Here is a 20,593-nt window from a genome sequence, read left to right as displayed (position 1 = left end):
GCTACACCACTGCGGACGGTAGCCGGTGCCGCACGTACTCGCCGAGTTCCTGCACTTCCGGCTCGCCCCGGTAGGGATCGAGGTCGACCTGGACGTCGACGATGCGTTGCACGCAGCGGTGGGACAGGGTCGCGGCGGCGTGGTCAACCGCAGTGCGCGCTGTGGCACAGGCTTCGTCGATCCGCCCGGCCGTTGCCAATGACGAGGCGAGGAGCGCGGTGTCGATCGCGAGCCGGCGCACGTGCGACGGACGAAGCCCGGCGAGGGCTGCGCCGAGGTGCCGTTGCGCCTGCCGGGGCTGGCCGAGGTCGTGGAAGCAGTGGGCGAGTTCGTCGGCCAGGTAGGCGGCGGTGAAGTAGCGAATCCACGGCGGCTCCTCGCCCGCCCGGCTACGGGCAAGCTGCCGTTCCGCGACGCCGAGGTGGGCGGCGCAGGCCGCCTCGCGCCCGAGGCGGGCCTGGGCGCGGGCGGCCACGGCGTGCAGCGCCGCCCGCACGGCCGGGGTGGCGTGGGTCTCGCTGCCCGTCAATGCCGCGAGCGCCATCCGTAGCGCGGGCTCGGGGTGGTTGCAATGCAGGGACAAATGAGCGATGTTGACCGCGAGCAGGTATCCGCCGTACACGCGGTCACCGGCGGACTGGGCCAGCCGGAGGGCGCGTAGATAACGGCGTTGGGCCAGACCGTAGGCGCCGGTGTCGACCGCCTGGTACCCGCACAGCTCAAAGAATCCCGCCGCGAGCCCTTGCAGGTGGACACGGACGGCCTCGTTCGCGGGCGAGGCCGCCAGCAGCTGGTTGAGTTCGCCCTCGATGTAGTGCTGCACCTGGGCGTGGACTCGGCCGGCCCCGAAGGTGTGGTCCAGCTCGCGAAACATCGCCAGCGAGGTCTCCGCAGCCTGGATATCTTCTTCCGACACCCACCCCGAACGGGCCGGAGCGTCGACCCTCTGCGTCAGCGAGCCGACTTCAGCGGTCAGCCATTCCAATGCGGCGCGATCGAGGACGCCGGGCTGAAAAGGTACCCGCCTGACCAGCTCGGCGCGTTCGCCAACCTTCGGGTGGTCTGCGGTGCCGCCCGCAGAAGGGCTGGCCGTTCCTGGAATCGTTCGGGTCCTGCGACGCTCTTCCTCGATTAGCGGCCACATCCGCGTGAGAGCGCCGCCAGCCGAGAGTGCCGCGTCGCACGCCTCAGCGAACTTGCGGGATGGGAACCGGTCCGCTGTTTCCACCCGGCGCACCAGGTCCGCGCTGAAGCAGATCATCGCCCCGAGCTTCGCCTGCGACCACTGGGCCGCTTCGCGCAGGCGACGGAGCTCGGCGCCGAAGAAGTGGCGCTGCGACGCGAACGCCTCCAATGCCCGCGGCGTCTGCCCCATGGCGCATCCCTTCGAGTGCGTCGCAGCTACTGCATCCAGGTGCAGAGGCGGCAGAGGTCGACGAACGCTGATGTTACTACGATTTGTCACCGGCAAGAGACGCGGCCATTGCCTAAAGAGGCTGGTCGTGGGCGTTGAGCGGAGAATCGCGCAGGAGCCCGGTGCGGGGATGTACGACAACACCCACCGGTCCTCGTGGCGGGGCAGGACCGGCCGGTAGTGCTAAGGGCCGCCAGCGGGACAAGCTCGCCAGCGTGCCTTGGCTGACCGTGCTCGCGCCGCTGATGCCGCAGGTCACCGCGGCTAACGCTGCACGGGCGACGGAGCCGAGCTTGCTCACTGCCGCTCAGCGGTGGCCGGCGAGGACTCCGCCGCGTCTGTGCCTTTGGTGATCGCTCGGTCCAGGCTCTGAGCCACGCAGTCAAAGCCCGGTGGCCGCTGGCAATTGGCCGAGTATTGGCACTGCGCGGAACGCCTCCGCGTACGTGGCGTTGATCCGCCGGCCGTGCAGCTTCCCGAGCGCCTCGGCCATCGGGCCGAAGTGATCGAGGATCGGTTGGGATGTGTGGGATCGGAGGGCGTCGAGCTTGGTGGGCCATTGGTCACCGACGTCGACGATGATCGGCAGGTCCATTGGGCGACCGTGCTGGTCGAGGTTGTTGTAGCCGTCGCATTGGTAGACCCGCTTTGGGCGCCCGGTGCTGATGACGACGTCGGGCAGGGCGCTGAGGACCGCCTCGGCGCATCGGCGGTGTTCGGGGTGGATGTCGTTCGTCGGGTGGGTGATCAGTACGTCGGGGCGGACTTCCCTCAGCACGGTGGCGACGGTCGAGACAGAGAGCTGGTCCATGAGGTAGAGGTCAGCCCCGAGCAGGCGTGCGCCGACTGTGGCCTCGGCGTCGCGGACTGCATCGTGGTGGGGAACGGCGATGACGGCCGTGCCTCCATCGCGGACCTGGCGGGCGATGGTGCCGCCTGCCCAGAGTTCGGCGTCGTCCGGGTGCGCCATGAGGGTGAGCAGGACGGAGCCGGGCGTCACCACAGGCCCAGTCCCTCAACGATCTCCGCCGGTGCGGGCAGGAGTTGACTCTGCTGGCCGGCGGGAATGACGGGAACGTCCAGCTCGTGGTTGAGGCGGATCATGTCCCGCCATTTGCGGGCCAGGCCGAGCTGTACCCGGACGAGGCGTCCCCGTCCGGTGTCCAGACGGTCGGAGGAAGCCAGGTCGTCAAGGGTGAAGCCGTCGGCGAGGAGGGTGGCGGCGGTCTTGGCACCGATGCCGTGGATGCCCGGGATGTTGTCGGCGGGGTCGCCGGTGAGAGCGCGGAAGTCCGCCCACTGGGCGGGTGTGACCTGGTGGCGGGCGATGACGTCGGCGGGACCGATGTAGCGCTTGCCAGGGTGCATCTTGGTGTTGAGGACGCGGACGCGGTCGGTGACGAGCTGGTAGTAGTCGCGGTCGCGAGACATGATCACAATCTCGCGGGGCTGCAGTGTGATGCGGACGAGTGTGGCGATGACATCGTCGGCTTCGGCGTGGTCGAGTTCGGTCCAGACGATGCCGTGCTGGTCGAGGCCGCGCTTCACGTCGGGCAGGAACTGGATCGGGGCCAGGGCGGCCGGATCGGTGGGCCGTTGGGCCTTGTAGGTGGGGTCGACTTCTTTGCGGTCGCTGCCGCCGTACTGGCCGTCGAACACGACGATGACCTCGGGTTGATCGGTGAGGTCTTCGCGGATGGCGACGCGGAGCAGGGCGAAGAACGCGAATACGCCGGTGAGTAGACGTGTCTTGTCACGAGAGCGGATTTCGGCGGGGAAGCCGAACGTGGCGCCCCAGAGCAGGTTGTGTCCGTCGACGAGCAGGAGCGGACAGGGTTCGGGTGCGGATGGCAGGACAGAGCCGCCCATCAGCTCACCACCTTCAAGAGTTGGTTAGCGACAAGGGCGGGCCAATAGTCCCGCGAGCGGTAGTACGCGGCCCGTGATGCTGCGGCGTAGTTTATCGGGTCGGCCAGCAGGTGCTGGGCGGCGCGCCACAGGCTGTCGGGACGGGACCGGTGCGACACGATGACGCCACCGTCGCCGATCAGGTGGGGCAGGTTCCCGACGTCGTAGGCAACGACCGGAGTGCTGACGGCCATGGCTTCCAGCGCGACGAGGCCGAACGTTTCGGCCCGGGACGGGACGATGACGACGCTGGCGTCGGCGAGCCAGGGCGGGACCTCGTGCCAGGCGAGACCGGGCAGCAGGGTCACGCCGGGTGTCTCTGCGACCAGGGCGCGGCACCTGCGGCGTACCTGTTCCTGGCTGCCAACGGCCAGCTCGAATGGTGCGTCGGCGAGCGCAACCTCGATGGGCCGGTCGAGGACGCTGATCGGTTCGAGCAGTTCAGCGACGCCCTTCTCCGGTCCGAGCCGGGCAAGGACGCGAACGGGACCGCTGGCCCGGAGATCCTCGCGGTAACTGCCAGGTCGGGGCTCGGGCACGGTGAGCAGGGCGTTCGGCACCACGCTCCAACTGCTGCTGTCGTAGCCGCGGACTGCCGCCTCGGTCAGCACCGTGGCCGAGGGCGCGATGATGGCATCAGGGCGACGGGCCAGTGCTGCTTGAAGGTCCACGTCGTGGCCGATGACGTGTGCGGCGAGGACGGTGCGGATGCGGGGGCGGGTCGGCATGATCCGGCCGAGTCCCCACAGGGCGTCGACGTAGACGACGGCGCGTACCTGACGTCGCCGGAACAGCCGCTCGAGCTCCTCGCCGATGGCGGTGGCGGATGCGTCGATCGCCGCGCGCAGGGTGGTGTCATCGCAGGGGAACTGTACGTCGAGGCTGCGCATCCGCTCGATGGGTACGTTGCGGTAGGTCGGTGGCGCCGCCGGGTCGGCGGTCACGATGACGGCTTCAGCGTTGATCTGCTGGAGGCCGACGGCGTGCGCGATGACCGCACGTTCCATCCCGGCCGGGACATCGGGCCGCCAGGAGGCGAGGACGAACGCGATGGTCATGCGGTCCGTACCCGGCTCGGGATAGGCAGGTCCGCGACCGTTGTTTCGGCGGCGAGTGTGGGTTCCCAGGGGAACCAGACCCAGTCGTCGACAGTCCAGATCCACAGATCCGGGTCGAAGACACCCCCAGCGTTGCGGCACAACGCCACGGTGCGCAGGGCTACGTCCGGGCCGAGGTGCACGCCGAGTTCGGGCAGCAGCGTGGCGAAGGTGGCACCCGTGCCGCAGATGTCATCGACGATCAGGACGGTGCCGCCAAGGCTGCGCCTAGCCGGTCGGGTGGTGAGGGGGCTGAGGTCGTAGGTGACGGTGCCCGTCGCTTCGGTGTAGGTGGCGTCGGTGGGGTTGTGCTTGGCGTTGACGTGGTAGCTCGGGATGTGCAGGAGTTCGCTGATGCCCCGTGCTGGGGCGAGGCCGCCGTTGGCGATGCCGATGGTCGCGGTGATCGGCCAGTTCCGCTGCCGGACGGCGTCGGCCAGCACCTCGATCGCCCGCTCGTATGCGTCAAGCTGCATGCGGAGGATCCGTTGGTGGCGGAACGTGCGCGGGCGGGCAGGTGGCTGGTGCGCCGGCGAGATGTTCATGGGGTGCCTTCCCGAGCGCTGAGGGCGAGGTCGGTGGCGCTGCGAAGGGGGTGCAGGCCGCCGATGTTGAGGGCGGTGCTGTCGTTGCGCCAGACTCGGCCGTCGGCGCGGATGACGGTGAAGTTGCCGGCGACGTCGCGGGTACGCAGCCGCATGTTGAGCCGCTCGGGAACGTCCAGTGCGGTGAACAGCGTCAGGGCTTCGTCGTCGCTGAGCAGTTCGTCGGGCAGAGCGGTGCCGGCGCCGATGGGCAGCATCTGCAGGGCGCTGAACCCGCAGGCCCCGAGTCCGGCCGCGAGGTCCACCATCTCTTGCAGGTAGCCAGCGGTACGGCGCATGAGCACGGTCTGGATTTGCACGGGAATGCGCAGAGCGACCGCGGTCTGGATGCCTTCGATGGCTCTGGCGAAGCTCAGCGATCCTCGAATGGCGTCGTGGCGGGCCACGTCGGGGCCGTCGAGGCTGACCCGGATGGCGTCGATGTGCCCGGCCAGCTCGGCGGCACGTCGGGCCAGGTGCCAGCCGTTGGTGGTGATGGAGACGGCACTGCGGCGCCCGCCCCGGACGATGTCCAGCAGCTCGGGCAGGTCTCGCAGTAGCAGCGGCTCGCCGCCGGAGATATCGACTCCGAGGACGTCGGCATCGGCGAGGACGTGGGCAACCCGGTGCCGATCAGCGGTGTCCGCCTCTCGCACGGTGGTGTCGTCGAGGCACTGCGGGCAGTGCAGGTTGCATCGAACGATCGGCGACCAGCAGATGCTGTCCGGGGTAGACCGCCCGAGGTCACCGGGCGCAACGGCTGGCCAGCCGGTCACCGTGGCCTGGGCGAGGGTGACTCGGCCGCTCCCGATGGGGGTGGGAGCGCGGTGTGTCATTCCTGATGCGGGATCGTGGATGTGGTCGCCGTGGGCGGCGAAAGTTCGCATCATCGCAGGGTCTCTGCCTTCCGCAGCAGAATCCCGGCGCGCTCGGCCAGGTCCGCAGCGCGGCCGGTGGGCTTCGGCTGCGCGCAGAGCTGCCGGTAGAGGGCGATTCGAGGTGCGACACCGGCAAGCTTGGCTTCCCACACAGCAGCGGGATCGGGTGGATCGATGTGCCAGCCTCGGGCTTGCCGCAGCGGGATGACGAAGCAGCCGCGGCTGATGAGGGCCGCACCGAAGTGGGTGTCTTCGGCGCCCCAGCCCTCGGCACCGAACGCGGGGTGAAACCCGCCGACGTCCAGCACCACCCGGCGAGGCACCGCGACGAGGGCGGTCACAGCCATGCGGGGCAGGTCCCAGTCGTAGTAGGTGCGACCGTTACCGAGGTCGAGGAAGTCTCGGGTGTCCTGTAGTGGCCTGCCGACGAACGGCGTCGGGTAGACCTGGCCGGTGTAGAACATCGGCACACCAGCCGGTGGGGTCCATCGCACTCGATGGTCCGCGTCGAGGTCAGGCTCACCGGGCGGCACGACCGGGTAGCCGTTGGCGTCGGGCAGGTAGGGGATGTTGTTCCGGAAGCCGACGAGGACGGTGTGATGCCGGGCGCGGGCGGCGACGTCGGCCAGAACGTGGTCCCGCAGGACCATGTCGGCGTCGAGGAACACGATCGTGTCGCCGGTGGCGAGGTGGACTCCGACGTTGCGGGCCGCTCCCGCGCCCGAGCGGGCGTGAAGGCGGACGGCCCGGTCGACGCGCGGGTGCGCGGCGAGCAGCTCGGTGGTGGCATCGGTGGACGCGTCGTCGACCGCGATCACCTCGACGGTCGCCGTTGTGTGCTGCTCAGCGAGCGCGTCGAGAACCGGTGCCAGACTATGGGCGGTGTCGCAGGCGGGAATGACGACGCTGAGTCGGGCGCCGGCTCCGAGCTGCGGCGGAGTCGGGGCATGCCAGTCCAGGCCGGTGCGGCGGGTGAACGTCGCGGTGATGTGGCGGTAATCGTTGGCGGTGACGGCTAGCACCTCGCTGAGGGTGGTGGGCACGCTCACCACCCCCACTCGTCGAGGACCTTGGCGGCATCGGGCCAGCCGGTGGCGTGGTCAGGGATCCAGTGGATACGCGGCCGGTGGGGATCGGCGAGGAGTTCGGCGAGGAGCACCAGGTAGAGCGGTTCGGCTATGACGAGGATGTCGTCGGGGATGTGGTCTGTGAGCAGGTCGGCTTGCAGCTGAGCCCTGACGCGCGGGCGCAGCGCGACGGCGCGGGCCGGGTCGAGGGGCCGGTCGTAGGTGTGCAGGTGGGTGTCGGCGGTGACGAGGCCGTGCTCGGCAGACAGGAATCGGACCCGGCTGCGCTGGTGCGGCAGGTGACCGAGCCGGGCACGCAGGTGCGGCACACAACCACCGGCGTAGAGGTCGAGGGCAGGCAGCGGCGCGGTCGCGGGCGTCTTCTCCGCCGAGCAGCCGACGATGACCAGCTCTGCCCGCTCGGCATGGGCGCTATGGACGAGTCGCAGGCGTGGGAGGTTCATGGGGTGCGCACCGGCCTGACGGAGATGCCGGGGCTGCGGCGTTCGACGGGGGCAGCGTTGAGGAAGGTGGTGTGTGCATACAGCGGTGGGGAGGCGTACGAGCCGCCTCGGATGATCTTTCCCAGGCCCATGGCGGTGCTGGCGGTCCATTCCCAGACGTTGCCTGCCAGATCCAGCACGCCCTGCGGCGTGGCGCCTGATGGGTACCGGCCGACCGGCTGGGCGGCACGTGGGGACTGTCCGGTCCCCGTGAGTAGGGCGCGGTCGGGGGTCCACGGTTCGTCGCCCCACGGGTAGAGGCGGCGACTCGGTCCGGCGGCGATCCATTCCCACTCCACCGATGTGGGCAGCCGCCCGCCTGCTTCGGCGGCGAGGCCGACGGCGTCGTCGTGGCTGATGCCGGTGATCGGCAGGTCGGTGTCGCCGACGCCGCATTGGGCGGCGGTCAGTGGCGTCTCCGCGACGAGGAGGTCAGGCACGGGACGGGGTTTGCGGGCGTCGCCGTAGAGGCAGGTACCAGCAGGGACATGTATCCAGCGGACGCTACGGGGGCGTACGAGCGGTCCGGTGTGCGTGATGGTCATCGGTCGGCTCCTATCCGTCGATGAGGAAGAGGTCTTCGGTGTTGGCCTGGTGCGGTGCCCGGACGCGGCTCTTGCGCGGGTGCGGCTGCATCTGCCAGTTGGCGAGGGCGGCGGTGAGGGCGTCGATCGCGGCGACGGCGCGGGCCTCGTCCGTCGCGAAGATCAGGTAGTTGTCCGCGAACCGCACTACCGGCCAGCCGGTGAGCATGGCGTCGACCTGGGACAGGCGCAGGTGAAACAGCACCGGCCACAGGCCGCTGCCCGGGACCAGTGGCGTCGGCAGCGCCCCGACGATGCGGCGGAACAGCCGCAGGAACGAGCCGTCGGCCACGTGGACGGCGAGCCAGTCCACGAACTGATCGGTGCTGCCGCCTGCCGAGGCACCGGCCACGTCGACATCGGCGACCCACTGCCGGCCCGCCGCCAGATGTTGCTCGGCCTGGCGCAGGGCGGTGATCCGGTTGCGGCGCGGCCGGTACGCCGATACCCAGTCCGCCAGGACGTGGTGCTCGATGATCGGCTCGACTGCGCGACGCATCGCCCGGTGCACGATGCGGTCCTCCACCGTTGGGATCACCGCCGGGAAGACCTTGCCCGTGTAGGAGGTGATCTCCACGTGCCGTAGCGGGCCCGGCTCCCACGTCCCTGTCCGCAGCCGGTCGGACAGCTCAGCGAGGCGCGGTCGTAGCCCGCTGCGGTAACCGGCCCAGGTAACGCCGTCAGCACCCGGTGCGCCGGCACGGCGCATGCACAGCCGAGCCGCCGCCACCAGGTGCGGCAGGTCCACCAGGTACGGCATGAGGGAGTGCGCCGGGGACTGCACAGGTGGGGCGGGTTGGGCTATCGTGGGGTTCGCTTGGACGGCAGGAACGATCCCGCCGCCGACGATCGCAGGGCCGCTCCCCCACACGCGCGGCCCGTCACGGCGGGAACGACGGCCCCGTCCAAGCCCATCTGACCTGCGTGAGTCCGGTGATTCAGCGGCCACGGGTGTCCTCCCACAGCAACACGTGCAGGCGGCTGCTCAGGTGCCAACCTCTGGCTAGGACCGCGTCCGCGAGGTCCCGCATTCCGGCTAGGACCGCATCACTGGTGGTGCCTTCGGGCATCACCCAGACCGGGTCCAGCCCGAACTGCTCCTGAAGCCGGGCGATCTCGTCCAACTCCGCTGTGTCGGCGGCCACGAACTTGAACACGGCCCGGCCCGAGCCGGCCAGTGCCGACAGCGCGTCCGGGTTGATCCGCCGCCGACCGTCCCTCGGTCCGGCGAAGCCAGACAGCTTCGGAGACACGTTGAACGCGCCTATCGATGCGACAAGTGCCGGCAGGGGAACGACCGTGCCGTTGGTTTCGATCTCTACCCGTCGCCCCGCAGCGGTGACCGCGTCCACCACGGGCAGCAGCCGGTCCTGCTGCAACAGCGGCTCGCCGCCGGTGATGACCAGCAGCCGTGTCGGCTGTGTCAACACCCACCGAATGATCTCCTCGGCCGGGCGGGAGGCCGTGTGCGCGCGGAGATCGAAGCGGGAGGTATCCCACGTGTATGGGGTGTCGCAGCGTGGGCAGGAGAGGTTGCACCGCGACAGCCGTAGGAACAATGCCTGCTGGCCGGTGCTCGGTCCTTCGCCCTGCAGGGTCGGGCCGAATGTCTCCGCGACCAGCAACGGCCGCGCCGGCACCGCAGGCGAGCCGGCTGGAAATGGCGGTACGGCGGGCCTGGACGGGGCTGTCACGGCAGGTCTAGCCCGTACTCGGCGAACGTGGACGCTGTTTCCGACACCCGGACCTTCTCCACCCGAACCGGTTCCGGTAGTCGCAGATGGTCGTGGCACCACTGGTAGAAGTAGGCGGCGAGGTGCTCGCTCGTCGGTGGTGCGTCCAGCACGGTGTTGAGGTCGCGGTGGTCGAAGTGGTCGCGGATGTGCGCGCTGAACGGTCCGAGTTCGGCGAAGTCCACGACGAACCCGGGTCGGGTCAGCTCGCCGTCAGAGACGAGGTGCACCTCGACGGTGTAGCTGTGGCCATGGACGCGCGCGCACTGGTGGCCTTCGGGCAGGTCGGGCAGCGAGTGCGCGGCCTCGAACCGGAATTGCTTGCCGATGCGGAACACCTAGCTCACCCCCGAGGCGGTGGCGTACTCGGTCGGGTCCGTCACGCCCGCCATCGCGAACGCCTCGCGCCGCTCGACGCACGTGCTGCAGGTCCCGCAATGCCGCTCGCCGCCCTTGTAGCAGGACCAGGTGTCGGCGAACCGCACGCCGATGGTGTCCCCGAGCCGGGCGATGTCGGCCTTCGAGCAGTCGATGAACGGCGCGACGACCCGAAAGCCAGCGGGCAGGAAGCCCTCGTTCGCCAGCCGGGCAGTCGACTCGTACGCGGCAAGGAAGGCTGGTCGGCAGTCCGGGTAGATCGGGTGGTCACCGGCGTGGGCACCGAATGCCACCGCGTCCGCACCAGCGGAGACCGCGCGGGCCACGGCCACATCGAGCATGATCGCGTTGCGGTTCGGTACGACCGTGGCGCGCATCGAAGCATCGGTGTAGTGCCCGTCCGGCACATCGACCTGGGCGTCGGTGAGAGCCGAGCCCGTCAGCACACCGACGATGCCGGTCAGGTCGACCACCACGTGAGGCACGTGCAAGGCCTCGGCGGTCCGTGCCGCATAGTCCAACTCACGGCGGTGCCGCTGCCCGTAGTCGCAGGACAGCAGCGTCACCGTCGACCCGCCCTGGTGCAGGGCGTACGCCAACACGGTGCTGTCCATGCCACCGGAGGCGATGACGACGACGTGCGCGGGCACCGGAGTGACCAGCGGCAACACGGCAGCGGTCACGGCCGCCACCCCCGCCCCGCCAGGCTGAGGAACTCCGACCGCACCGAGACATCGCGTTCCAGCGCGCCGCGCCACGCGGAGGTCACCGTCGAGGCGCCGCGTGCCTTCGCTCCCCGCAGCGTCATGCACAGGTGCTCCGCCTCGACGATCACCCCCATGCCGCCGTTGTCCGGGACAACCTGTTGCAGTCCGTCGGCGATCTGTTGCGTGACGTTCTCCTGGACCTGCAACCCGCGCGTGGCGTGCTCAACCAGCCGCGTCAGCTTCGACAGCCCCAACAACCGCGCACCCGGGAGATATCCCACAGTCGCCGAGCCGACGAACGGCAACAGGTGATGGGCGCAGATCGCGGCGAACGCCACGTCCCGCACGATCACGAAGCCCTGATGCTTCGCGTCGTTGACGAAGTCCGTCGCCTCGAACGGCGCCGGCGTCAGGACCTCGCCGTACGACAGCACCATCCGTTCCGCGGTGCGCCGAAGGTGCTCAACCTGTGTGTCGACGCCGAGCGCGGCCAGCATCCGCTCAGCGGCAGCTACCGCCGCGGCGACGTCTGCCCTCGCCATCTGAACGGGCGCAGAGGGTCGTGTTTCGATCACCGTCATGCCAACTCCTTTGTGAAGGTCCGAGCGCCCCAGCGCTGCGGAGTCCAGACGGGTTCACATTCGAGGCGTGCTGCGCCGGCTCGAAGCTGACGCTCTTTGAATCGAGGCAGGGATCACGGCGTCCTGCTCGGAGGTCGGCAGGCACTCCGAGCGCCGAGGCAGGTCCGTCAATCGAAGATCCGGCCCAGGAGCGCGCCCTGGCCGGATTGCAGGATGCGCCCCGCCGTCAACGGCACCCAGAAGCACTCGAACTGGGCCGGCAGCTGGGTGCCGTCGTGGTCTTCCTGGCTCGACCAGCGCCTGGGCGTGGGCTCGAAGAGCTCCAGGAGGAAGATGTGTCGATGCTGGATCTCGAACCGCAGCGGGCTGATGTCGTACTCGGACTCACCCAGCTTGCGGACGACCTTGAGGTCCGTGAGCCCGGTCTCCTCACGGGCTTCGCGCAGCGCGGCATCCTCCGGAGCCTCACCGGGGCGGATGGTGCCACCCGGCACCTGGATGACCACCTCTTCGTAGCTGAAATTCGTGTGCCGGAAGACGAGCAGCTGCCTATTCCGCACGATGTAGCAGAGCGCCTTGTGTGTGACGACCTTTTCGGGCATGACGACCTTTCGCTCGACGCCGAACCTCGATATCGGTCCGCGCCCTACAGCGCTGATGCGAGGCACCATCTGCCCGCTCGAACGACGATGGATCTGTCGTCAGCGCCTCCCGTCGACCATTAGACAGCCATCGACGTCACCATTGATGTGACCCGGATGCGGACAACAGCACTTGTCCGCATGACGGCCTCGATCGGAGTGACGATGCCAGCCGTCGTCCGGTCAGTGATCCGGAAACGCAGCGCCCGGACCGCCAGCGTCAATTCCTGGTCATGCCTTGGGGCCCCGGCAGGAGGCCGTAGTGATCGGCGAAGGAGCGGACAAGGTCCTCGAGTACGGCTTTGCCCTTGGCGGCGGTGGCGTGAGACGGCAGACCGATGACGCCGCTGGTGGTGTAGCCACCCATGCCCCGCGTGAGGAGGTGACGTCGGTCGTCCGCGACGTGGTCGGCATGCTGGAAGCCATCACGCACGACCTCCGGCGCGACGTGCAGGAGGAGTGAAACCTCAATCTCGCCAGCGTGCATGTCCTGGTGGGCGGTGCTGTGCAGGCCGGCGGCCAGTCGAGCCTCGTCCCAGTCGGCCCGAGCGGGGAACAGAGTCATCCGCGGTCCGGCGACGTTGGCTTCCTGAACGACGTTGGCAAGCGCATAGTTCCCGCCGTGTCCGTTGATCACGGCGAGCTGATCGATGCCCGATTCACGCAGGGAGGTGGCGATGTCGACGACTACGGCGGCGAGGGTGGTGGCGCTGATACTGACCGTTCCACGCCACGCCGCGTGCTCGTGGGAGCAGGAGATCGTCACGGGCGGTAGCAGAAAGAGGTCGTAGCGCTCAGCGACCGCCTTCGCAATCGCGCATGCCACGATGGTGTCCGTCAGCAACGGCAGGTGGGCGCCGTGCTGTTCGAAACTCCCGACTGGGAGGACCGCGACGGACGCCGCCCGCTCGGACTCGTCGGTGCTCGTTGCCGTGGTGATCAGGTCCACGGGCTAATGGTTACACGCTTCGAGAGTCGCCTGCCGATAGGCGAGCACGAAGGCCACCGCCTCAGGAACGCCTGGCTGCTGTCGAAGGGCAACCGCCGTGGGGTTCAACCAGCGCAGGGCCCGCCCGGAGGAGGTACCAGCGGCCAAGGTCAGGGCGTTGGTGGCCTCGGTCGCGGCGCGTTCGACGTTGCCACTGTTGACGTAGGCGGTGGACAGGGCCGATCGCCAGAGGGCCTCGTCGACACGCCACTGACTTGGCCAGTCCTGAAGAAGCTGCTCGTAGAGATCGGCTGCCGCCGCCGGCTGGCCGAGCAGTAGACGGCACTGCGCTTCATGGGCAGTCACGTACACCGGGTTGCAGTGGACGCCAACATCGATCGGCAGTTCCGAGTCCCAGTCGGCGCTGCCGGCAACCCTGTGCGCCTCGTCGATGCTGGCAACGCAGGAGATCTGGTCGCCGCCCATCGCGAAAGCCTGAGCCTGACGAACCAGCAGCAGAGCGCGAATGCGGCCCGGTAACCGAACCTCGTCCAGAGCCTGCTGCGCCAAGGCAGCGGCCTGACGCGGGTCGAATCGCTCGAGAGCGCGTTGGCTCTGCCTCATCAGGACGTAGCTTGCCAGCGCCGGCGCGTTGGCCTCGACGGCGTGCTGCTGGGCGCGTCGCAGCCATGCGTCCGCCTCGGCGGCATCGCTCTGCTCGTCGATCCAACTGAGGAACTCGGCCCACATGGCCTGGGCGATGAGCACGTTTCGACGGTCGGTTGAGCTGCTCCGTCGCCCGATGGTGGCTGCGGCACTGATCTGCGCATGGGCGGTGGACGCCATCCCCGCATATCCGGTGCGGTTTCCGGCTGTGGCGAGACTGGCGAGCTGCTCGTGCCACGAACGGAGCAGGTCAGTCTCCTCGGAATGATTCATGACCACCCCGAGCTGGCCGTCCGCACCGCCGGCGAGGCGGTAGCCGACGCCGGTCAATCGACGCTCACGTTCAAGGTCCGACAGGAAGGCGACCAGCTCACCACCCGTCTGCAGCGCGGCCTCGCACGACTCGACCAGGCGGGCGGACGGCCAACGTTCGGCCTTTTCCACCTTGCCGATGAGGTCCCCGCTGACGTGCACCAGCCTGCCTAGAGCGCGCTGGGACAGCCCGCGGCACTCGCGCCACTGTCGCAGCGCGGCGCCATACCCGTGCAGCACTGATCGATGCGGGGTCAGTCGTCGCGGAACCTGCGCCACCGATACTCCTGAATGCCGTTTGCCCGCCGCTGCCGCAGTCAGACGGACCTCACCGTACGTGCTCGAACGCTACGCGGACAGTCGCATGCGGACAACACCGCCTGTCCGCATCATCGCTATCGACTCATCTGGCTCAGTACGCAATTCTCGTCGTTGAAATACCTCCGGCATGCCAGGCAAATCATCAGCAGCCGTTTTCGGGCCAACGAGTAGCTGCCGTGGCCGACGGACCAACTGCGAACCAGGACTCAAATACCTGAGGAGTCTAATGAGTCTCCAGAATGACCTGTCGCGATATGGATATCGGCAGGAGCTGAGCCGCCAACTGCGGTTCAGGGATCTACTTGCCTACGGGCTGGTATACATGGTGCCGATCGCGCCGATGGCGATCTTCGGCAGCGTCTACGCTGGCTCCGGCGGGATGGTCGCCCTGGCGTACGCCGTCGGTGTGGTGGCGTTGGTGTTCACGGCGTTTTCGTACGCGCAGATGGTGAAGGCGTTCCCGATGTCGGGCAGCGTCTACAACTACGCCGGCCGGGGCATCAGCCCGCCGGTCGGGTTCCTGGCCGGCTGGGTGATCCTCCTCGACTACGTCCTCGTGCCGGGGCTGCTGTATCTGGTTGCGTCGGTGGCGATGCACGCCACGGTTCCGTCGGTGCCGGTGTGGTTGTGGCTGCTCGGTTTCGTCGCGGTCAACACGATCGTCAACTCGGTGGGGATCCGCATGACCGCAGTCGTCACGCGGGTGATGTTGATCGGCGAGCTGATCGTCTTGGCGGTGTTCCTGGCCGTCGCAGTCTGGGCCCTCGCGACCGGCAAGGGTCGGTTCAGCTGGGCGGCGTTCTACAACTCCGACACCTTCACCTGGTCGCTGGTGGCGGGTGCGGTGTCGATCGCCGTGTTGTCCTTCCTGGGCTTCGACGGCATCTCGATGTTGGCGGAGGAGACCAAGGGCGGCTCTCGGCAGATCGGCCGGGCGATGGCCGCGGTCCTGGTCTTGGCGGGGGTGCTGTTCGTCGCGCAGACGTGGCTGGCCGCGATGCTCGTCCCCGACCCCGGCACCCTTCTCGCGGAGGGTGATCCCAACGGGACCGCTTTCTACGACGCCGCCGCCGTGGCCGGTGGGGGTTGGCTGGCGACGGTGTGCGCGGTGGCGACGGCGATTGCGTGGGGGTTGCCGAACTCGATGGTTGCGCAGGTCGCGACGTCTCGGTTGCTGTACGCGATGGCCCGGGACCGGCAGTTGCCGGCGTTTCTGGCGAAGGTGTCGATCCGACGCAACGTGCCGATCAACGCGACGCTGCTCACCGGGGCGGTGTCCCTGGCGTTGGGCCTGTACATGGCGACTCGTTCGGATGGGATCACGCTGTTGTCGTCGCTGATCAATTTCGGGGCGATGGTCGCGTTCCTGGTCCTGCACGTCTCGGTCGTGGTGCATCACCTCATCCGGGAGCGCAGTGGTAACTGGTGGGCGCACCTGGTCATGCCCGGCATTGGCTTCGCCATTTTGGTGTGGGTGGTGGTCAACGCCAACATTGCCGCTCAGCGTCTCGGCCTGGCGTGGCTCGCCCTCGGGATGGTTGTTCTGGGTGGCCTGTACCTGTCGGGCCGCCGGCCTGCGCTGTCGGGGTTGGCGCCGGCGCAGCCGCAGGCGCGTCACGTGGAGCGGGTGTGACCGGCATGGACAGGTTCACCTACCGGCCCGCTCGGGACGAGCTGGCGTACACCTTCGGCGGTCGGATGCCGGTGGCGCACGTGCGCGGCGGGGACGTGTTCACCGTCGTGACGGAGGACTGCTTCGGTGGTCTCGTGAGAGGGCCGGCGGACCTGCCGTCGCAGGTGTGCCGCATGCCCTACCTCAACCCGGTGTCCGGGCCGTTCTTCGTCGAGGACGCCGAGCCCGGCGACACCCTCGCCGTCCACCTCGCCGCCATCACCCCGGCCCGGGACTGGGGTGTGTCCTCGACGTTCCCGCACTTCGGGGCGCTGACCTCCACCTCCCACACCGCCACCCTGCAGCCGCCGCTTCAGGAGCGGGTGTGGGTATACGGCATCGACCGGCACGCCGGGACCGTACGGTTTCAGGCCACGCGCAGCGACCACAGCGTGGACCTGCCGCTGGACCCGATGATCGGAACGATCGGAGTCGCCCCCGGCGGGTTCGAGGCCCGATCCACACTCGTGCCCGACACCCACGGCGGGAACCTCGACACCCCGCACCTGCGCGCCGGCACCACCCTCTACCTCGGGGTGAATGTCCACGGGGCGATGCTCGCGCTCGGCGACGGGCACGCCCGCCAGGGCGAGGGTGAGGCCTGTGGCATCGGCGTGGAGATCGCCACGACCACCACCCTCGCCATCGACGTCATCAAAGGCGTCACCACCCGGTGGCCTCGGTTGGAGACCGACCGGGACATCCTGACTATCGGCTGCGCCCGCCCGCTGGAGGATGCCTACCGCATCGCCCAGCACGACCTCGTCGGCTGGGCCAGCGCCCTGACCGGCCTGGAAACCCTGGACGCCTACCAACTCGTGTCGCAAGCGGGACGCGCGCCGATCGGCAACGTGTGCGACCCCAACTACACCGTCCTCGCCGCCATCAACAAAACCCTGCTCCCGGCCCCCGGGCCCGCCTACGGCGGGGCACACGAGCGGCTACGGCGGCTCACCGCCGGGCTGCGGTAGGACCCCGCCGATGCCCACGTCGATCCCGCGTCTGCCGCTGCGCGATGAGCTGTTCCTCCTCGGCCACGACGATGACACCGGGCACCCCCACGTGCACCGGCAGACCCTCGCCCTCGGGCTCGCGGGCGCGGTCCTGATCGACCTGTACCTGGCCGGGCGGGTGACCCTCGACCCGAACGACGACACCCGCCCGGCCAACCACCAACGGATACACCCGCACATCGACCGCCCGGTCGGGGACCTGATCGCCGACGCCGCGACCGCCACCATCCGCCACACCCACCCACCCCTGCGGGGGTGGTTGCGCGGGTTCTCCGACGACCTCTACGACCGCACCCGCGCCGGCCTCGTCGCCGGCGGAATCCTGCGACACCACACCCGACGGCGCCTCGGCGGCCTCATACGCGCCGACACCTACCTGCCCACCGACAGCAAATGGGCCGTCATCGCCCGCTCCCGCCTGCGCTACCTCGCCGCCGGCCGCGAACAACCCGACAACCACACCGCCGCCCTCGCCGGCCTCGTCGCCGACCTTGGCCTAACCAGCCACCTCTACCTCGACGACGACACCGCCACCCTGACCACTCGCTTGAAGGCCATCGCCGGGCAGCACTACCAACCGGTACGCGACATCACCGCCGCCGTCGACGCCGCGATCGGCGACCTCGCCACCGCCGCCTACCGCTAACTCTGCCTCTGTCACCTTCGGAAATCACCGTGAGCAACCGCCTCAGGTAAGACCCATAGCGACCTGCGCATCACAGGAGTAATGATGACGAGCATCAGCACCAACGTGACCGTACGTCAGGCCACGCCCGACGACGCGGGCAGACTTATCGGCGTCCTCGCCGAGTCGTTCTTCCACGACCCGGTCGCCCACTGGCTGATCTCCGACCACGACGATCGCCGCTTCGTCTCCTACCGCTACTTCACCCACGTGGTGGGTCACAGCCTGCAATACGGCCACGTGGACACAACTTCCGACGGATCCGCCGCCGCAATCTGGTACGCCCGCCCGGCACCGTCCCCCAGCATCGCCGCCGAGCGCCACGTGGGCGTGCAGGAAGCGACCGGCGCGTACGCGCCGAAGTTCCTCCTACTCGAGACCATGTTCGAATCGCACCACCCACCCGAGGCGCACCGCTACCTCGCCTACGCCGCCGTCAGCCCCGAACATCAAGGCCGGGGAACTGGCACAGCGCTGCTGAGTAACCACCACCAACAAATCGACACGCTCGGCTTGCCCGCCTACGTGGAGGCCACCAGCCCACGCAACCGCGACCTCTATCTGCGCCTCGGATACCTACCCGGCCCTTCGATGGTCCTACCCAACGGAGGACCGAAGATCTGGCGGATGTGGCGCGCGCCGCTCGGCAGCACGGTCCCAGCCGGGTTCTTCACGCCGCATCCACCTCTGACCGGCGAGCACAACGAACGCGGAGAGGATCACGCCGGTACAACCGGCGTCCAGGCTGGCGCTTGCCAGCGAGGTGCCTAGAGGACGGTGTGTTGAACGGACTGGCGAGGTTCTCCAGCAGGGGCATGAGGAGAGCCATCGTTACCAAGACGACGTTCAGCCTCCGGGGTTCGCCTGTCAGCTGCCGTTGACCTTCGGGCTGACCATCTTGGGCCCGAGGGTCCGGCGAGCGCACGGGTCTGCTGATGAGAGCATCGTCGCGTACCGCCATCGATCGTTTACACGCCCACGCCAAGTTCCGTTCTTGCGACAGTTAGAAACGCACGACGCGCGTCGGCCACTCTTTGCTGAGCCTGATTTCTTTCAGTTCGTTCATCTTGCGCAACAGATGCCAAAACTTCAATTTCCACCAATAACTCGCGCGCGATGTTGTACAGATCGACAGAACACACTAACTGGATCTCGATCCGCGCATCACTTAGCGCACTCACTAGCTCCGCCACCACCTCTTTTTGCTCCTTGGCAGAATTACGATCAGTGATCGTCTCAGCAAGGATGCAGCGCACAGCAGCATCGGCAGCACTCAGATACCGCACGTAGGCGGCACGGCGATCATCATGCCATCGGCGTTCGTCTTCGCGATGGAGCCGGGCTCGGTCCATTACAATTGCGTTGATTTGGGCGAGAAGTACACCGGCAAGCGTGAAGAAGCCGGTGACTGTAGACAAAGCCCACCAAGGCGCACCAGTCATGACCGCATTCTCCACCAGTGGGCCCGACTCTTCGACCCGGAGGCACCCTCAGCCTACCGATCTTTCCGACCGCGTCGCTAAGGGAGGTCTCGTAACCCTGGTGTCTGTCTGCTGAGGTCGGTCGGGCAGGATGCCGGCGTGCAGGTGATCACCGCAGCCCATCAGGAGTGGATTTTCCGTTCACCGGGTTGCGCCCGCCCAGTTCCGCAAGCTGCTCCGCTTGGTCGCTGAGCGTGGTGGGACGGCATAGCTGACGGCCAGCCGGGCCGGCAGTGGGCTTTGGACCATCGGCTCAGACTTCCCCTACGGCCGAGACCACGGCCGTGCATTGCACACCGCATCTATAGTCGTGCGCTACCCCGCCAAAACGACGACGACCCAGAACTGTCCGTCGCGCCGCTCGGCCGGTCGCTCCTCACGGTCCCTCACACGAAATTCAGCGACCGAAACGGCCTGGACCAATGGGGAGCTCCGGCAACGGTCGAACCCCGGGGGCGGATCCATCGAGCGCGAAGAGGTAGTGGGTCCGGCCAGATCGCAGTAGAGGTCGAGGCGCTTCAGCGCCGCCTGCGACCAACCCAGCCAACTGGACTTCCCGGCAGACACGACCCGACCGACCACCCACGCGCCTGGGGCGGGAACCTCCCTGCCGGAATCGATCTGTGAGTTGGGCGGTTGACAGGCTCGAACGGCGTTTCCGAGGCTTCTAAGCGCGCTGCCGGCCGGCCTAACACCGCGCCCCGATTCAGTGGTTGACCGCCGTCCATTCGCGTACCGGGCCAGCTCAGGCTGTCCTGGTGGGACCAACTCAAGCGTCAAATTTTTTTAGCTCCTGTCGATATTTACGTTGCCTTCTTCGAGAGCTCTCTCGATCATTGCCAGCATCTCGGCCCTCTCATGCGCCTCAGCCGTCAACGTCCAGGTCAGATATCCACGTCCGTCGTCGACCTGGTTGACAAGCCCAGCCTGGCGCATCTGCTTGAGCGCCTTCGACAGGTGGCCGTCGCCGGGCCTCGCCCCCCAGCGCTCGACGAGGGCGGCAGCGAGTTCGGTGTATCGAAGCTGCCGATCAGCGAGCGTCAGCAAGATCGAAGCCCACCAGCTGTGCCCGAATACCTGCTCCAAGATCCGAAAGTGGATCAATGCCACAGTTCATCGTCTCCCCCCGCACAGGTGCCCAACGCCTGACCCGAGGCGTTAGCTGTCGTGCATCTGACACTGCGCGAAGGAATCACTTCACCGAGTAGTCGCAGCGGTGTCAAGGCCTCTCGTTTATCGACCTGACAGAGAGCTGCCGGTTAGGGCGGCTTTGGGTGAAAACGAAACCCAGCCGTAACGAGCAGTGGTTGTCGATGCCCCGCTCTGATCAGCGCCCCCACGGGGCTGAGCAATCCGTCGCGTTGGCGCGATGTGGCCCTACCAGCGGTGCGCACGATCTGGACGCACGATTGGCGCGCGCGGTTGTAGCGCACTTACGTG

General features: G+C 68.1%; 23 protein-coding genes. 4 read left to right on the top strand and 19 right to left on the bottom strand.

The genetic code is table 11. The features are described 5' to 3' along the window. Nucleotide 1: 1 nt before the first annotated feature. The 17 genes from ACFYP0_RS14810 to ACFYP0_RS14730 form a co-directional block, all read right to left on the bottom strand. Nucleotides 2–1,375, bottom strand: a complete 1,374-nt coding sequence (locus tag ACFYP0_RS14810) for a helix-turn-helix domain-containing protein (RefSeq protein WP_386996250.1) — start codon at nucleotides 1,373–1,375, stop codon at nucleotides 2–4. Nucleotides 1,376–1,796: 421 nt separating this feature from the next. Continuing rightward, nucleotides 1,797–2,384 (bottom strand): PIG-L deacetylase family protein, encoded by a 588-nt coding sequence (locus ACFYP0_RS14805; RefSeq protein ID WP_386996248.1) that lies wholly within the window; start codon nucleotides 2,382–2,384, stop codon nucleotides 1,797–1,799. 26 nt (nucleotides 2,385–2,410) lie between these two features. Next, on the bottom strand, nucleotides 2,411–3,283 hold the full coding sequence (locus tag ACFYP0_RS14800) for a 5'-3' exonuclease (protein WP_386996245.1): 873 nt from the start codon (nucleotides 3,281–3,283) through the stop codon (nucleotides 2,411–2,413). Then, nucleotides 3,283–4,380, bottom strand: a complete 1,098-nt coding sequence (locus tag ACFYP0_RS14795; RefSeq protein ID WP_386996243.1) for a glycosyltransferase family 4 protein — start codon at nucleotides 4,378–4,380, stop codon at nucleotides 3,283–3,285. The genes ACFYP0_RS14800 and ACFYP0_RS14795 overlap by 1 nt, the downstream gene beginning before the upstream one ends. Continuing rightward, complete coding sequence (locus ACFYP0_RS14790; RefSeq protein WP_386996241.1) at nucleotides 4,377–4,895, bottom strand: phosphoribosyltransferase; 519 nt, start codon at nucleotides 4,893–4,895, stop codon at nucleotides 4,377–4,379. The genes ACFYP0_RS14795 and ACFYP0_RS14790 overlap by 4 nt, the downstream gene beginning before the upstream one ends. A 65-nt stretch (nucleotides 4,896–4,960) precedes the next feature. Continuing rightward, the gene (locus ACFYP0_RS14785) at nucleotides 4,961–5,839 is read right to left on the bottom strand and encodes a radical SAM protein (RefSeq protein ID WP_386996604.1); all 879 of its coding nucleotides are present in this window, start codon (nucleotides 5,837–5,839) and stop codon (nucleotides 4,961–4,963) included. A gap of 50 nt (nucleotides 5,840–5,889) precedes the next feature. Beyond that, complete coding sequence (locus ACFYP0_RS14780; RefSeq protein WP_386996239.1) at nucleotides 5,890–6,924, bottom strand: glycosyltransferase family 2 protein; 1,035 nt, start codon at nucleotides 6,922–6,924, stop codon at nucleotides 5,890–5,892. 2 nt (nucleotides 6,925–6,926) lie between these two features. Next, entirely contained in the window at nucleotides 6,927–7,412 is a 486-nt protein-coding gene (locus tag ACFYP0_RS14775) for a DUF6884 domain-containing protein (protein ID WP_386996237.1), read from the bottom strand. Further along, nucleotides 7,409–7,891, bottom strand: a complete 483-nt coding sequence (locus ACFYP0_RS14770; RefSeq protein WP_386996234.1) for a formylglycine-generating enzyme family protein — start codon at nucleotides 7,889–7,891, stop codon at nucleotides 7,409–7,411. The genes ACFYP0_RS14775 and ACFYP0_RS14770 overlap by 4 nt, the downstream gene beginning before the upstream one ends. A gap of 115 nt (nucleotides 7,892–8,006) precedes the next feature. Then, a complete protein-coding gene (locus tag ACFYP0_RS14765; RefSeq protein ID WP_386996231.1) occupies nucleotides 8,007–8,795 on the bottom strand; it encodes an RNA-directed DNA polymerase (Reverse transcriptase) in 789 nt (262 codons plus the stop codon). A gap of 178 nt (nucleotides 8,796–8,973) precedes the next feature. Then, a complete protein-coding gene (locus ACFYP0_RS14760) occupies nucleotides 8,974–9,675 on the bottom strand; it encodes a 7-carboxy-7-deazaguanine synthase QueE (RefSeq protein WP_386996228.1) in 702 nt (233 codons plus the stop codon). Between the two features lie 50 nt (nucleotides 9,676–9,725). Continuing rightward, nucleotides 9,726–10,106, bottom strand: coding sequence for a 6-pyruvoyl trahydropterin synthase family protein (locus ACFYP0_RS14755; protein WP_386996226.1), 381 nt, complete (start codon nucleotides 10,104–10,106; stop codon nucleotides 9,726–9,728). Next, complete coding sequence (gene queC / locus ACFYP0_RS14750; RefSeq protein WP_386996224.1) at nucleotides 10,107–10,829, bottom strand: 7-cyano-7-deazaguanine synthase QueC; 723 nt, start codon at nucleotides 10,827–10,829, stop codon at nucleotides 10,107–10,109. Beyond that, a complete protein-coding gene (gene folE / locus ACFYP0_RS14745) occupies nucleotides 10,826–11,434 on the bottom strand; it encodes a GTP cyclohydrolase I (RefSeq protein WP_386996222.1) in 609 nt (202 codons plus the stop codon). The genes queC and folE overlap by 4 nt, the downstream gene beginning before the upstream one ends. 167 nt (nucleotides 11,435–11,601) lie before the next feature. After that, nucleotides 11,602–12,036, bottom strand: a complete 435-nt coding sequence (locus ACFYP0_RS14740) for an NUDIX hydrolase (protein ID WP_386996220.1) — start codon at nucleotides 12,034–12,036, stop codon at nucleotides 11,602–11,604. A 259-nt stretch (nucleotides 12,037–12,295) separates the two neighbouring features. Beyond that, complete coding sequence (locus ACFYP0_RS14735; RefSeq protein ID WP_386996218.1) at nucleotides 12,296–13,024, bottom strand: creatininase family protein; 729 nt, start codon at nucleotides 13,022–13,024, stop codon at nucleotides 12,296–12,298. Between the two features lie 3 nt (nucleotides 13,025–13,027). Next, a complete protein-coding gene (locus ACFYP0_RS14730; protein ID WP_386996216.1) occupies nucleotides 13,028–14,260 on the bottom strand; it encodes a helix-turn-helix domain-containing protein in 1,233 nt (410 codons plus the stop codon). Nucleotides 14,261–14,528: 268 nt separating this feature from the next. Between ACFYP0_RS14730 and ACFYP0_RS14725 the strand changes: the two genes are divergently transcribed. From ACFYP0_RS14725 to ACFYP0_RS14710, 4 genes are all read left to right on the top strand, one after another. Then, nucleotides 14,529–15,935, top strand: a complete 1,407-nt coding sequence (locus tag ACFYP0_RS14725; protein WP_386996601.1) for an APC family permease — start codon at nucleotides 14,529–14,531, stop codon at nucleotides 15,933–15,935. Between the two features lie 5 nt (nucleotides 15,936–15,940). Further along, nucleotides 15,941–16,945, top strand: a complete 1,005-nt coding sequence (locus tag ACFYP0_RS14720; RefSeq protein WP_386996213.1) for an acetamidase/formamidase family protein — start codon at nucleotides 15,941–15,943, stop codon at nucleotides 16,943–16,945. Nucleotides 16,946–16,955: 10 nt separating this feature from the next. Then, complete coding sequence (locus ACFYP0_RS14715; RefSeq protein ID WP_386996211.1) at nucleotides 16,956–17,633, top strand: GOLPH3/VPS74 family protein; 678 nt, start codon at nucleotides 16,956–16,958, stop codon at nucleotides 17,631–17,633. A gap of 84 nt (nucleotides 17,634–17,717) precedes the next feature. Continuing rightward, the gene (locus ACFYP0_RS14710) at nucleotides 17,718–18,443 is read left to right on the top strand and encodes a GNAT family N-acetyltransferase (protein WP_386996209.1); all 726 of its coding nucleotides are present in this window, start codon (nucleotides 17,718–17,720) and stop codon (nucleotides 18,441–18,443) included. 197 nt (nucleotides 18,444–18,640) lie between these two features. On the opposite strand, the gene ACFYP0_RS14705 is transcribed toward ACFYP0_RS14710, so the two are convergent. Beyond that, the gene (locus ACFYP0_RS14705) at nucleotides 18,641–19,114 is read right to left on the bottom strand and encodes a hypothetical protein (protein WP_386996207.1); all 474 of its coding nucleotides are present in this window, start codon (nucleotides 19,112–19,114) and stop codon (nucleotides 18,641–18,643) included. An 825-nt stretch (nucleotides 19,115–19,939) separates the two neighbouring features. Beyond that, entirely contained in the window at nucleotides 19,940–20,263 is a 324-nt protein-coding gene (locus tag ACFYP0_RS14700) for a hypothetical protein (RefSeq protein WP_386996205.1), read from the bottom strand. Nucleotides 20,264–20,593: the final 330 nt, after the last annotated feature.

It is taken from the genome of Micromonospora arida (assembly GCF_042873195.1).
In the GTDB taxonomy this organism is placed as follows: domain Bacteria; phylum Actinomycetota; class Actinomycetes; order Mycobacteriales; family Micromonosporaceae; genus Micromonospora; species Micromonospora arida.
Note: the sequence above shows the minus strand (reverse complement) of the source record. Positions and strands in the feature narration are given on the sequence as shown.